General features: G+C 70.6%; 9 protein-coding genes. 2 read left to right on the forward strand and 7 right to left on the reverse strand.

From position 1 onward, the window contains the following. The first annotated feature begins 302 nt into the window (after positions 1–302). The gene (locus IEY56_RS22140; protein WP_229712110.1) at positions 303–3,017 is read left to right on the forward strand and encodes an NACHT domain-containing protein; all 2,715 of its coding nucleotides are present in this window, start codon (positions 303–305) and stop codon (positions 3,015–3,017) included. Between the two features lie 281 nt (positions 3,018–3,298). Continuing rightward, positions 3,299–5,971, forward strand: coding sequence for an NACHT domain-containing protein (locus tag IEY56_RS22145; protein ID WP_189039044.1), 2,673 nt, complete (start codon positions 3,299–3,301; stop codon positions 5,969–5,971). Positions 5,972–6,127: 156 nt separating this feature from the next. On the opposite strand, the gene IEY56_RS22150 is transcribed toward IEY56_RS22145, so the two are convergent. From IEY56_RS22150 to nadC, 7 genes are all read right to left on the reverse strand, one after another. Then, complete coding sequence (locus tag IEY56_RS22150) at positions 6,128–8,656, reverse strand: ATP-dependent Clp protease ATP-binding subunit (protein ID WP_189039045.1); 2,529 nt, start codon at positions 8,654–8,656, stop codon at positions 6,128–6,130. A gap of 930 nt (positions 8,657–9,586) precedes the next feature. Continuing rightward, positions 9,587–9,925 carry a histone-like nucleoid-structuring protein Lsr2 gene (locus tag IEY56_RS22155; RefSeq protein ID WP_189039047.1) on the reverse strand — a complete coding sequence of 113 codons (339 nt, stop codon included), beginning with the start codon at positions 9,923–9,925 and terminating at the stop codon, positions 9,587–9,589. 182 nt (positions 9,926–10,107) lie between these two features. Beyond that, the gene (locus IEY56_RS22160) at positions 10,108–10,635 is read right to left on the reverse strand and encodes an amino-acid N-acetyltransferase (RefSeq protein ID WP_189039049.1); all 528 of its coding nucleotides are present in this window, start codon (positions 10,633–10,635) and stop codon (positions 10,108–10,110) included. A gap of 327 nt (positions 10,636–10,962) precedes the next feature. Further along, a complete protein-coding gene (locus IEY56_RS22165) occupies positions 10,963–11,382 on the reverse strand; it encodes a BlaI/MecI/CopY family transcriptional regulator (protein ID WP_189039051.1) in 420 nt (139 codons plus the stop codon). Positions 11,383–11,433: 51 nt separating this feature from the next. Beyond that, positions 11,434–11,604 carry a hypothetical protein gene (locus IEY56_RS22170; RefSeq protein ID WP_189039053.1) on the reverse strand — a complete coding sequence of 57 codons (171 nt, stop codon included), beginning with the start codon at positions 11,602–11,604 and terminating at the stop codon, positions 11,434–11,436. A gap of 258 nt (positions 11,605–11,862) precedes the next feature. Continuing rightward, entirely contained in the window at positions 11,863–12,660 is a 798-nt protein-coding gene (locus IEY56_RS22175; RefSeq protein WP_189039055.1) for a type III pantothenate kinase, read from the reverse strand. Continuing rightward, positions 12,660–13,805, reverse strand: a complete 1,146-nt coding sequence (gene nadC, locus IEY56_RS22180) for a carboxylating nicotinate-nucleotide diphosphorylase (RefSeq protein ID WP_229712111.1) — start codon at positions 13,803–13,805, stop codon at positions 12,660–12,662. The genes IEY56_RS22175 and nadC overlap by 1 nt, the downstream gene beginning before the upstream one ends. Positions 13,806–13,812: the final 7 nt, after the last annotated feature.

Here is a 13,812-nt window from a genome sequence, read left to right on the forward strand (position 1 = left end):
GGTAACCCGTCCCATCCGGCATACCAAAGAGCCTTATTACTAATGAGGACGGCGAGAACAGACCGGACAGGAAGTACCCTTAAGGATTATTCGGACAGCATCCAAGCGGCCGTCGTGCTGTGCTCGGCGCTCTGTGCGTTGCCCGTCGGTGGCCCCGGCCTCCGCGGCACAGGACGGTGGGGACCCTCCTAAGTCCGCTCGTAGGCGGCGGAAGGGCTGTGCCTCAGCTCACCTGGAGACGCCCCCGGAGGGCGCCGAACTCCGCTCGTCAGCGGTCCCTGTGTGGTCCAGGTCGCATCACCGTGCGCGCACCGCCGTGCGGCGAGCGTGCGTCCGCGGCGGGTCTGCAACTCCCCAACTCCCGCGCCCGCGGCCCCGGCGTCACCTACGATCCGCCCATGGAGCCCGCCACCATGGCCACGCGACTCGCTTCCAGCGCGGTCGCACCCATCGTCAGGAAGCTCTTCGTGCACGAAGGGGCCGGCGCGGACCTGGTCGACAGGCCGGTCCGGATCTCCGCTCTCGTCTCCTTCAGAGGTGAGCAGCGCACCCTCACGGAACGGGATCTGCGCAAGCTGGCCGGAGAGTTGACCGACAGGGCCGTCAAGGCGGCCGGGCCGCTCGAGGCGCCCGATCCGCCGACGCGGCGCGAGCTTGCCGACGCCCTCGCCACGGCCCTGCACAGCATCGGCGACCTCGACATGGACGACGTGCAGGCCGTGCGCCTCGGCCCGGAAGGCCTCGCCCGCCAACTCACGGCCCCGGCCTCGCTGTCGGAGGCCGCCGAAGCGCGCTTCCGTCCGCTCCTGCACACCGCCTGCCTGCACATCCTGAACTTCTTCAGCCGGCGCTCGACGTTCATCCCCCGCACGCTGATGGAGCAGACCCAGCAGCTCGACCGGCTCGTCAGCATCACCGACCTGCTGATGGAGCGCGTCCCCGCGCGGTCCGCCGAGGACGGGCGCTTCGAGCAGCGGTACGCCGAGCACATCGCCCGCAAGCACGGCGAACTGACCATCTACGGACTGGATCCGGGCCGTGCCCGTGAGTGGCGTCTCGACTCCGCCTACATATCCCTGGAGGCCACCCAGGACGCCGGCGGCTCCCTGCGTACGGCGACCTCCCTCGCCGCCGACCGCGTGCTGGCCGTCCACGACCGCGTCCTGCTGCGCGGCGCCGCCGGATGCGGCAAGACGACGCTGCTGCAGTGGCTGGCGGTGACCGCCGCGCGCCAGACCTACGACGAGCACCTCGCACACCTGCTGGGCCGCGTCCCCTTCGTGCTGCCGCTGCGCCGCGTCGTCCGGGACGGCCTGCCGCCCACGCCGGACCGCTTCCTGCACGCCGTGCGCAGCGGCCTCGCGGGGGCGCAGCCCGCAGGGTGGGCCGAGCGGGTCCTGGGCGCGGGGCGCGGGCTGCTGCTCGTCGACGGGATCGACGAGGTGCCCCAGGCGCACCGTGAGGAGATCCGGCGCTGGCTGAGGGAGTTGATGGGCGACTTCCCGGGGAACCTGTGGCTCGTCACGTCCCGCCCGTCGGCCGTACGGGAGGACTGGCTCGCGGACGAGGGGTTCGCGGAGGTGTCCCTGGCACCCATGTCACGCCACGACGTCGCCGCGTTCATCAGGCGGTGGCACAGCGCCGCCGACGCGGAGCCCGGCCTCGCCGACTCCCTCGTCGCAGCCGTGCGCACCAACCCTGACCTGGGCAGGCTGGCCGTCAACCCCCTCATGTGCGGTCTGCTGTGCACGCTCCACAGGGACCGGCACGGGTCCCTCCCCTACGGCCGCAGGGATCTCTACGACGCGGCCCTGTCGCTGCTGCTGGAGCGGCGCGACCGGGAGCGTGCCGTGGCCGTCCCCGACGAGCTGCGGCTGACGAAGGACGTGCAGATCCAGCTGCTTCAGCGGCTCGCGTACTGGATGATCCGCAACGACCGCGCCGAGATGGAGGAGCGCGACGTCGTGGCCCAGCTCGAGCGCTGCGTCTCGCGGATGGGGTACGTCGGGGCGACGCCGTACGAGCTCTTCCGGCACCTCCTCGACCGTTCGGGGCTGCTGCGCGAACCGGCCCAGGGACGCGTCGACTTCGTCCACCGCACCTTCCAGGACGCCCTCGGCGCCAAGGCGGCCGTGGAGGAGGGCGACTTCCCGCTGCTGCTCGACAACGCCCACAAGGACCAGTGGCAGGACGTCATCCGCATGGCGGTGGCCCATGCCCAGCCCGCTGACCGGGTGCGCCTGCTGCGCGGCCTGGTCGCCCAGGTGCCCGCGGAGGGCGGCGCGGAGGGCGGCCTTTCCGTCGGCGACCACCGGCTGACAACCCGGCGGGGGCCGTCCCGGGACAGCGTCCGCGGCCTGCTGCTGGCCGCGGCCTGCCTCGAGCAGGCCACCGACGTGCCTTCGCAAGTGCGGGCCGAGATCACGGAGCGCACGGCGCGGCTCCTCCCTCCGCGGACGACGTCCGCGGCACGCCACGTGGCCGACATCGGCGGTCCCGTGCTGCTGAGCCTGCTGCCGGGCCCCGAGGGGCTGACGGACGAGGAGGCCGTCCGCACCGTCGTGGCCGCTTCGAGGACGGGGACGGACGCCGCGCTGCCCGTGCTCGCCCGCTTCCGTGACAGCGCGTCGCTCGGTCTCAGGCGCCAACTCGTGTGGGCGTGGCACCGATTCGACACCGACGAGTACGCGCGCGAGGTCATCGCCCACTTGGACGAGTCCGAGCTGTACTTCTCGGCGCACGGGGTGAGCCACCTCCGGGCGCTGGCCGGGATGGGCGGCCGGGAACGCATCCAGATCGTGGGCAGCTACCATCCCCGGCAGCTCGTCGAGCACATCGATCCCGGGCGGCTGACGCACCTGTGGCTCCGGGACGGCTACGCGCGTCACGACGGCGAGGACTGGCTCGCCGCCTTCCCCCGCCTGCGGACTCTCGTCCTGCCGGGGACGACGCCCGGGTACGTGCGGCAGGTCCTTCCCGCCGGCCTCTCCGTCGTGATGGAGGGCGAATTGGTCTGAGAGCACGGGGCGTCCGGTGACCCCCCGGCGCAACTCGGGCTCGGGACGGTTCACTTGAGGGCGAGGACGGGACGTGAGGTCTGTGGCCGCGGGCCCGGGCGCCCGCATAGGCTGGAGGGTGTGTCCGCGGCCTGACGCAGAGTCAGCCACCAAGGCAGGATCGGTTCGACGCCCCTCCCCGGGCTCACGTCGTCCGGTCCGCGTCCGAGGCGGGCGCCGCAGACCGAGCCGCCGCCCACATCAGCCGAGAGCCAGCAGCCCTGCCGGGAGCCCCTCAGCCCATGGAACCCGCCGTACGCCTCGCGTCCTCCGCCGTGGACCCGCTCATCAGCCGGCTCCTCGCCCACGCACCGCAGGAGCCGGCCGGGCCGGCGTCCGGGACGGGCACGCGGCAGGCCGGCGTCCCCGAGGGCCGTCTCATGGCCCGCCTCGTCGCCTTCCGCGGCGAGGACCCGGAGATGGGATGGCAGCAACTCTTCGACGTAGCGGCCGAGTTGGTAGATCTGGGTCTGGAGGCCACCGGACAGCGGCTGCCCGAAGGGGAGGAAGAGGGAGTCGCGGGCGTCCTCGCCCGCACCCTGTGGGTCATCGGCGAGCTGGACACCACGGACACCCAGGCAGTACGGCTCGGCCCCCAGGACTACGCGCGGCGGCTGCGTTCCGCCGTGCCGGGCGCGGACCGCGAACTCTCCTCCGCCGCCGCCTGGTTCCACGACAGCCTGCTCGTCACGGTATGCCTGCACTTCCTGCACCTGCTGATCCAGCGCTTCCCCGGCCTCGCCGAGGGACAGCCGGAACGGAGCCACAGAATCGGCCAGCTCGTCGACCTCAACGACGTCGAAGCACTCCGCGGAAGCAGGCCGCGGCCCGCGGCGCAGGACGCCGAATTCGAGGCTCGGTACCTGCGGCACGTCGCCGAGCAGTACAACCGCGTCACGATCTACGGCATCGACCTGCCCAACCCCAACACGCCGGACAACTGGTCCCTCGACGCCACGTATTTGAGCCTCGCGGCCGAGTTCAGCCCCGGCACCGGCCACGACGGGCCAGCCGAACCGGACCTCCCCTCCGACGCGGCGCCTCAGACCGGCGCCGGTCCGGCAGCCCCGGGAGAGCCCGTCATGACGGCCGACCGCGCGCTGGCGGGTCACGAACGGGTGCTGCTGCGCGGCGTGGCCGGCTCCGGCAAGACCACCCTCATCCAATGGCTCGCCGTGGCGACCGCGCGCTCCGCTCTCCCCGAGGAGCTGGGGACCCTGCAGGGCCGCATCCCGTTCGTCCTGCCCGTGCGCCGCTTCGCCCGCGAGGGCCTTCCCGCGCCGGACGACTTCCTGTCGGCCCTCCGCCATCCCCTCGCCGACGAGGCACCGGAGGGCTGGGTCGTCCGCGTGCTGGCGGCGGAGCGCGCCGTCCTGCTCGTCGACGGCATCGACGAGGCACCGGAAGCCCAACGGGACGCCGTCCGCGGTCAGTTGCGCAGGCTGCTGCGCATCTACTCCGGCACGCTCTGCCTCGTCACGTCACGCCCGCCCGCGGTGGACGCGGACTGGCTCGCCGAAGAGGGCTTCACGGAACTCAACCTCGCCCCCATGAACCGCGACCAGGTCGCGGCCTCCGTCACCGCCTGGCACAACGCGGCCCGCTCCGACGAGGGCAAGGACCACTCCCGGCTGGACGAATACCAGGAGATCCTGCTGCGGTCCATCCCGCTCTACCGCGAACTGCGGGTGCTGGCCACCAACCCGCTGATGTGCGGGCTGATCTGCGCCCTCAACCGGGACAGGTCGGGGATGCTCCCCCAGGGCCGGCGGGAGCTGTACGAAGCGGCGATGGAGATGCTCCTCCAGCGGCGCGACCCGGAACGCCGGGTCCTCTACGCGGACACCGTCGTCCTGCAGCGCGCCCCCCGCGAGAGGCTGCTGCGCAAGCTCGCGTACCGGATGCTCGTCGAGGAGCGGGCTCTGCTCGACCGCGACAGCGCACTCGAGGCGATCAGCAGGAGCGTCACCGCAATCCCGGCCGTCGCGAGCCAGGGCGACCCGCAGGAGATCTTCGACCACCTGCTGCTGCGGACCGGGCTGCTGTGCGAGCAGGCCGACGGCTCCGTCGAGTTCGTCCACCGCACGGTGCAGGACTACCTCGCGGCCAAGGAGGCCGTCGAACAGGGCGACTTCGATCTGCTGCTGGAGCACGCCCACGAAGCGGAGTGGGAAGAGGTCATCCGCATGGCGGTGGCCCACGCCCGTCCCGCCGAGTGCGCGATCCTGCTGAACGGGCTGCTCGCTCCCGGGAGGACCGGGATGAAGCGCAACCGCAGGCGGCTGCTGGCCGCGGCGTGCCTGGAGCACGTCACCGAACTCGATCCCGATACCCACGAGCGGGTGCGCCGCGAGACACGGCACATGGTGCGTCCCGGCACCGTCGCCGCGGCACGCGGACTGGGCTGGGTCGGCCCGATCGTGCTGGAGATGCTCCCCGACCCCACCACCGTCTCCGACGACGAGGCGCACCGTCTTGCCGTCACCGTCACCCGCATCGACGACGACGCCGCAGTGGACTACCTCGCCCGGCTGCGGCACCGCAGGTCGCTGACGCTGCGCGCGGAACTCGCCCGCGGATGGCGGAACTTCGAGACGGAGCGGTACGCCTCGGAGATCATCCGGCACCTGGACGAGGAAGGGCTCTACTTCCCGGTGTCCGACCGCGTGGAACTGGCTGCGCTGGGCGAGATGGGCGGGCGTGACAGGGTGCAGATCGTCGGCCACTTCACCCCGGGGGAGCTCGTCGACGGGCTGGCAGTCGAACGCCTGACGCACCTGTGGCTCGCCTACGACCTCGGCGCGGGCATGAAGATGGAGTGGCTGAGCGCGTTCCCCGCACTGACCACTCTGCGCGTCAACCCCCGCCTGCCGCGGGTCAGCGGCGTCCCTGACGGGGTACGCATCATCGCCTGAGCGGCGCCGCGTACGCCCACGCACCCCGAATCCGATCCCGAAGCCGAAGCGGAATCCCGGCCCGGGCCCGAAACGCCGGAAGCCCCCGCCACTGCGTGGCGGGGGCTTCCGGCTACTGCTCGGTCTTGCGGATGCTGCTCGGCCTCGGCCGGCGGCTCACGCCTCCTTGGAGAGGTTCGGGCCGCCGCCCGCCGCGGACTCAACCGGCGGAGCGTCCGGCAGAGCGGACTTCTCCTCGCCGCGGAAGGTGAACTTCTTGTCCTCGTCGGTCTCGCCCTCGGTGTCCACGACCACGATGTGACCGGGACGCAGATCACCGAAGAGGATCTTCTCGGACAGGAGGTCCTCGATCTCGCGCTGGATCGTCCGGCGCAGCGGCCGGGCGCCCATCACGGGGTCGTAGCCCCGCTTCGCGAGCAGCTCCTTGGCGTCGGTGCTGAGCTCCAGGCCCATGTCCCGGTCCTTCAGCCGCTCGTCCACCTGCGCGAGCATCAGGTCGACGATGCGGATGATGTCGTCGCGGGTGAGCTGGTGGAAGACCACCGTGTCGTCGACACGGTTGAGGAACTCCGGGCGGAAGTGCTGCTTCAGCTCGTCGTTGACCTTGGCCTTCATCCGGTCGTACCCGGCGCTGACGTCACCCTGGCCGGCGAAGCCCAGGTTGAAGCCCTTGGAGATGTCCCGGGTGCCGAGGTTGGTCGTCATGATGATGACCGTGTTCTTGAAGTCCACGACCCGGCCCTGGGAGTCGGTCAGACGACCGTCCTCCAGGATCTGCAGCAGCGAGTTGAAGATGTCCGGGTGCGCCTTCTCGACCTCGTCGAAGAGGACCACCGAGAACGGCTTCCGGCGGACCTTCTCGGTCAGCTGGCCGCCCTCCTCGTAGCCCACGTAGCCGGGAGGCGAACCGAACAGCCGCGAGACGGTGTGCTTCTCGCTGAACTCCGACATGTCGAGGGAGATCAGCGCCTCCTCGTCGCCGAAGAGGAACTCGGCGAGCGTCTTGGACAGCTCCGTCTTACCGACACCGGACGGGCCGGCGAAGATGAACGAACCGCCGGGGCGCTTCGGGTCCTTCAGGCCCGCACGCGTACGCCGGATCGCCTGGGAGAGCGCCTTGATGGCGTCCTCCTGGCCGATGACGCGCTTGTGCAGCTCGTCCTCCATGCGCAGCAGGCGCGAGGACTCCTCCTCGGTGAGCTTGAAGACCGGGATGCCCGTCGCCGTGGCGAGGACCTCGGCGATCAGCTCCTCGTCGACCTCGGCGACGACGTCCATGTCGCCGGCCTTCCACTCCTTCTCCCGCTTGGCCTTCTGCGCCAGCAGCTGCTTCTCCGTGTCACGGAGCGAGGCGGCCTTCTCGAAGTCCTGCGAGTCGATCGCGGACTCCTTGTCCCGGCGGACGTTCGCGATCTTCTCGTCGAACTCGCGCAGGTCCGGCGGCGCGGTCATCCGGCGGATGCGCATCCGGGAACCCGCCTCGTCGATCAGGTCGATCGCCTTGTCCGGCAGGAAGCGGTCGGAGATGTACCGGTCGGCGAGCGTGGCCGCGCCGACGAGGGCGGCGTCCGTGATGGAGACGCGGTGGTGCGCCTCGTACCGGTCGCGCAGGCCCTTGAGGATCTCGATGGTGTGCGGCAGCGACGGCTCCGCGACCTGGATGGGCTGGAAGCGGCGCTCGAGCGCGGCGTCCTTCTCCAGGTGCTTGCGGTACTCGTCGAGCGTCGTGGCACCGATGGTCTGGAGTTCGCCGCGGGCCAGCATCGGCTTGAGGATGCTGGCGGCGTCGATCGCGCCCTCCGCGGCGCCCGCACCGACCAGCGTGTGCAGCTCGTCGATGAACAGGATGATGTCGCCGCGGGTGCGGATCTCCTTGGGCACCTTCTTCAGGCGCTCCTCGAAGTCACCGCGGTAACGCGAGCCGGCGACCAGGGCGCCCAGGTCCAGGGTGTAGAGGTGCTTGTCCTTGAGGGTCTCGGGCACCTCGCCCTTGACGATCGCCTGGGCCAGGCCCTCGACGACGGCCGTCTTGCCGACGCCGGGCTCGCCGATGAGCACCGGGTTGTTCTTCGTACGGCGCGAGAGCACCTGCATGACCCGCTCGATCTCCTTCTCGCGCCCGATGACCGGGTCGAGCTTGGATTCGCGGGCGGCCTGCGTGAGGTTGCGGCCGAACTGGTCCAGGACGAGGGAGGTCGAGGGCGTGCCCTCGGCGGGGCCGCCTGCGGTGGCCGCCTCCTTGCCGCCGGAGTAACCGGACAGCAGCTGGATGACCTGCTGCCGCACCCGGTTCAGGTCGGCGCCCAGCTTCACCAGGACCTGGGCGGCGACGCCCTCGCCCTCGCGGATCAGGCCGAGCAGGATGTGCTCGGTGCCGATGTAGTTGTGGCCGAGCTGAAGGGCCTCGCGGAGCGACAGCTCCAGGACCTTCTTCGCACGGGGAGTGAAGGGGATGTGGCCGGACGGGGCCTGCTGGCCCTGGCCGATGATCTCCTCCACCTGCTGACGGACCGCCTCGAGCGAAATCCCGAGGCTCTCCAGTGCCTTAGCGGCGACACCCTCACCCTCGTGGATCAGGCCCAGGAGAATGTGTTCGGTGCCGATGTAGTTGTGGTTGAGCATCCGGGCTTCTTCCTGAGCCAGGACGACAACCCGCCGCGCGCGGTCGGTGAACCTCTCGAACATCGTTAATCGCTCCTCAGAGCGGTCAGGCAGGAAGGGGACGCTCCCCTCTCTGTCCTTCCGCAGCTTAGTCCCGCGAGCGGGGACCGCTCATTCCAACTGCCGACACCGGTCCGGCTGAACCTCCGGCCGACCCTGCATCCGTGGATAGCACAGCAGAGCCTCCTACCCCGAACAGTCGACAACAGTTCCAACCCGATGGTGCGAGACGATGTTCCCGCAGGCCAGGCGTATCCACCCTGATTCACTACGCCCATGGCGAACGGCCCTTGATCGAAGCGGCCTCCGCTGGCCCTCGTCACCGTTCCCACCCCCGTGCCACCAGGCATTGTCCGGTCTTCACGCTCGGGCCGGGCCCCTGCGCCGGGAAGGGGCAGGACCGGCCTTGGAGCCTTCTTACCCGCTCGTACCGACAGTCCATGCCGGGGCGGGCCGACCCGGGCGGCCGCATCCGCTCAGGGCGAACAGCCGTGCCGGGCGCAGTGCGCGCGTACCGGCACGTACCGCGTGACAGAGCGGGGGTACGGAGTGCGGAGGTGCGGGCCGGCATCGGCGGCGCGGGTGACGCGGACCGGGCGTCGGGTCGCGGCGCGGCACCCGGGGGCAGCGAGGGCGGGGCCGCGGGCGGAGACGGCGGTCAGCGGTGGCGACGGCGGGAGGCCGCGGACCGCGCGGCGCCGGGACCTGGCCCGCCTTCGGGCGCCGGGGCGTCCGGCTGCGGCGGTACGGCCGCGGTGAGCCGGCTCTGCGCGGCCGCGGGCCTCCGCCCTGCGACCGCGTCCTGCTTCCCGGCCCGCGGGAGGCCGCCGCGTGGGTGCGGCCCCCCGAGGCGGGGCGTGGGGCTTATCGCATTCATCTCGCGCGGCCTGCCGGTGCCGGGGGAACGGAATCCCACCGCGCACCCGTACGGCGTGCCGCACGCGACTTCCGGGTTCAGCCGTTGGCCTTCTCGTAGGCCTCGCGGATATTGGCGGGAACACGACCGCGGTCGTTGACGTCGTAACCCTGGTCCTTGGCCCAGGCGCGGATCTTCGCGGTGTCCTGGCTGCTGCCGCCGCCCGAACCGGAAGCGCGGCCCTTTCCACGCGCGGAACGGCCACCGGTACGACGGCCGCCCTTCACATAGGGCTCCAGGACGGAACGGAGCTTGTCCGCATTCGAGGTGGTGAGGTCGATCTCGTAGCTCTTACCGTCCAGTGCGAACGTGACAGTCTCGTCTGCCTCGCCGCCCTCGAGGTCGTCGACCAGAAGAACCTGAACCTTCTGCGCCACCGCTTACTCCCATTCGTCATCGATAACTTCGATTACTGATACTGACGACGAAAGCAAACCGCTTTTCGGGGAGAAACACAAACCCTCTGTTGAGTTTGTCCGCCTCACCGGCGGGATTGGCGGGATCTTTCGGACAAAGCGGCGCGGTGATCCGTGCCCGAGAGGCGTCACCGGACCGTCACTCAGAGATGCAGAAGCATGCGGCTGTTGCCCAAGGTGTTCGGCTTCACCCGTTCGAGACCCAGGAACTCCGCCACGCCTTCGTCAAAGGAGCGCAGGAGTTCGCTGTAGACGTCGCCGTCGACCGGTGTGTCACCGATCTCAGTGAAGCCGTGCTTGATGAAGAAGTCGACTTCGAAGGTGAGGCAGAAAATTCGCCGCACGCCCAGCCACCGGGCGGTGTTCAAGAGCTTCTCCAAGAGGAGATGCCCGACTCCGCTGCCCTTCAGGGCCGGGTCCACCGCGAGCGTCCGGACCTCCGCCAGGTCCTCCCACATGACGTGCAGCGCACCGCAGGCGACGACCTCCGCGTCGTGGTCCCGTTCCGCGACCCAGAACTCCTGAATGTCCTCGTAAAGGGTGACCGTTGCTTTGTCGAGCAGGATGCTGTCGCGCGAGTAGATGTCGATGAGGCGGCGCACGGCGCGGACATCCGAGGTCCGGGCCCGGCGAACGGTTACTTCTGATGCGGAAGAGGGTGCTGACGCCATGAACGGACGCTATCGCCCGCAGCGAAGGGGAACGCCTTCGGGGGCGTGAGGGCTTCGCCGGAGCTTCTGTGCGGGGTTCCGCCACGCCTTCCGCGGCCTTCCCCCACTTCCCGCGAAGCCCTTCCCGCGGGCGTTCCCGTGACTCTTCCGCAGAGGTTCACGCGGCTCTCCGGCAGGGGTTCACGCAGAGGTTCATGCCGGCGTTCCCGTGGGCGTTCCCGTTGCCCTTCGGGTGACTGTTCGAGGGGTTCTCCGGGGTGTTCGCCGAGGCGTCCGCAGAGAGGTCTTCCCGTGCGGGGACTTCCGGAGGACGGCGGGAAGCCGTCTTCAGCGGCCCTCTCCCGGCGTGTTCTCGGACGCCTTCTCGGGGGCCTGCACGCGCACCTCGTCCAGTTGTACGACGCGCAGCGCGTCCCGCAGCGCGTCGAGCTGTTCAGGGGTCATACGCGAGAAGAACTCGACGAGAGCGGCGGCGGCGTTGTCGCTTGAAGCCCAGGCTTCGTTCATCAACGCGGCCGAGTACGCGGCCCGCGTCGAGACGGCCTCATAGCGATAAGCGCGCCCTTCCTGGCGCCGCCGGAGCCAGCCCTTCTGATGGAGGTTGTCCATTACCGTCATCACCGTGGTGTAGGCGATGGCACGGTCGCCCCGCAGATCCTCGAGGACTTCCCTGACGGTGACCGGACGGTTCCACCGCCATACGCGTGTCATGACGGTGTCTTCCAACTCTCCCAATGGCCGAGGCACGCGGTGAATAATAGTCGGAGTTGTCCGAATACCGCAGGCCCCGGCCGCCGGTCAGTCGTCGTTCTTCTGCCGGGCGCTCTCTGCGCGGGCGAAGGCGGCGTCGACGGCGGCGTCTTCCTTGGCCTTGTTGGCGCCGCCCTGGCTCTTGACGATCGTGACGATGAGGGCGGTGAACGCCACCGCCATCACGAAGGGCGGGGTCAGTGCCGCGACGTACTCCATGGCTGTCGGCCTCCTCGGTGAACCGGACGTCCAGCCTACGGCAGGGGTGCGAGGGCCCCGCGGGCCGCTCCCGGGGGCGCGCCCTCGGCGGCCGGGCGGCCGGCGGGGCGCCTCCGGGAGCGTCGGAACCAGGGCGCGCCGTCCGGGAACGACGGGTCCCGGGCCCTGTGACAAAGTGCGCCTTGCTCGCGACGACTGGCACGCACCGTCCGCCGCGAGCACCGCCCGCGCCGGACGACGCCATTCGTCAGACAGCTCCTAGGAGCGGCTGACGTTGCGCTCGTAGACGAGCCGGAGGCCGATGAGCGTGAGCCAGGGCTCGTGCTCGTCGATGGCTCCCGCCTCGCCCAGCACCATCGGTGCGAGCCCTCCGGTGGCGATGACGGTCACGTCGTCCGGGTCGTCGGTCAGCTCCCGCGCGATGCGGTCGACGACTCCGTCGACCTGACCCGCGAAGCCGTAGAGGATGCCGGACTGCATGGCCTCGACGGTGTTCTTGCCGATGACGCTCCTCGGACGGGCCAGCTCGATCTTGCGGAGCTGGGCGCCCTTCACGCCGAGCGCGTCGACGGAGATCTCGATGCCGGGGGCGATGACGCCGCCGACGTACTCGCCCCGCGCCGAGACGGCGTCGAACGTCGTGGCCGTGCCGAAGTCGACGACGACGCACGGCCCGCCGTACAGCTCGACCGCCGCCAGCGCGTTGATGATGCGGTCGGCGCCGACCTCCTTGGGGTTGTCCATGAGGATCGGCACGCCCGTCTTCACGCCCGGCTCGACGAGCACGGCGGGGATGTCGCCGTAGTAGCGACGGGTGACCTCGCGCAGCTCGTGCAGGACGGAGGGGACGGTGGAGCAGATGGCGATGCCCTCGACGTTGTCGCCGAGCTCCTCTCCGAGCAGCGGGTGCATGCCCATCAGGCCCTGGAGCAGCACGGCCAGTTCGTCGGCGGTACGGCGGGCGTCGGTGGAGATGCGCCAGTGCTCGACGATGTCGTCCCCGTCGAAGAGGCCGAGCACTGTGTGGGTGTTACCGACATCGATGGTCAGCAGCATCAGACATCCACCTCTTCACGGTCGTCGTCTGCGTCGTGGGCGGGGCCGCTCTCGCGGAGGTCGAGCCCTATGTCGAGGATCGGGGAGGAGTGGGTGAGCGCACCGACGGCGAGGAAGTCGACGCCTGTGGCGGCGTACTCCGCGGCGTTCTCCAGGGAGAGGCGCCCCGAGGACTCCAGCTGGGCGCGGCCGGCGACCAGTGTGACCGCGGCGGCCGTCTCGTCGGGGGTGAAGTTGTCGAGCAGGATGAGGTCGGCGCCCTCGGCGAGGACCGGCTCGATCTGGTCGAGGCGGTCGACCTCGACCTCGATGGGCACGTCCGGGAACTCGCGGCGCACGAGCCTGAACGCCTCGGCGACCCCGCCGGCCGCGACGACGTGGTTGTCCTTGATCAGCGCGGCGTCGGACAGGGAGAAGCGGTGGTTCGTGCCGCCTCCGCAGCGGACCGCGTACTTCTCCAGGGCGCGCAGGCCCGGCGTCGTCTTGCGGGTGTCGCGCACGCGGGTCTCCGCGCGGGTGGCGTCGGCGGCGGCCGTCGCGGCGCGGCTGAGCACGTCGGTCCAGCGGCGCGTGACGGTGGCGATGCCCGACAGGCGGCAGAGCAGGTTCAGCGCGCTGCGCTCCGCCGTGAGCAGGTCGCGGGTCCGGGTCCGCACGGTCAGCAGCCGCTGCCCGGCCGTGACGCGGTCGCCGTCCTCGACGTGGCGCTCCACCTCGAACTCGTCGGTGCAGACCACGGACAGCACGGCCTCGGCGACGTGCAGTCCGGCGACCGTGCCGTCCTCCCGCGCGGTGAAGTCCCCCGTGGAGACGGCGTCCTCGGGAATGGTCGCCACCGTGGTGACGTCCACACCGTGGTCGAGGTCCTCCTCGATGGCGAGGTGTGCGATGTCCTCGACCTGTACCGGGTCGAGCCCGGCGCCGGCGAGGAGTTCGGCCAGGTCGGGGTCGAGGCCGCAGTCCAGGGGATCGAGGCCGTACGGGCTGTCCGCCCCGGCTGCGTCCGAGCAGCCGCAGGCGTCGCCGCAGCCGCCGCCGGAGCCCGGCGCCATGGCCGGGGTCCCCGGTCCGCCGATCTGGAGCAGGGGCACGTCGACGGGCTGGGGGCGTCGCTCCTCCGGTGAGTCCGGGAAGGGGCTGGTCACGGCTTCT

It is taken from the genome of Streptomyces daqingensis (assembly GCF_014645895.1).
GTDB lineage: Bacteria > Actinomycetota > Actinomycetes > Streptomycetales > Streptomycetaceae > Streptomyces > Streptomyces daqingensis.

Excerpts from the sequence above, each read along its gene's own strand:
- IEY56_RS22160 (WP_189039049.1), bottom strand. The coding sequence starts at position 10,635 with ATGGCGTCAGCACCCTCTTCCGCATCAGAAGTAACCGTTCGCCGGGCC.
- IEY56_RS22170 (WP_189039053.1), bottom strand. The coding sequence starts at position 11,604 with ATGGAGTACGTCGCGGCACTGACCCCGCCCTTCGTGATGGCGGTGGCG.
- IEY56_RS22150 (WP_189039045.1), bottom strand. The coding sequence starts at position 8,656 with ATGTTCGAGAGGTTCACCGACCGCGCGCGGCGGGTTGTCGTCCTGGCT.
- IEY56_RS22175 (WP_189039055.1), bottom strand. The coding sequence starts at position 12,660 with ATGCTGCTGACCATCGATGTCGGTAACACCCACACAGTGCTCGGCCTC.
- IEY56_RS22145 (WP_189039044.1), top strand. The coding sequence starts at position 3,299 with ATGGAACCCGCCGTACGCCTCGCGTCCTCCGCCGTGGACCCGCTCATC.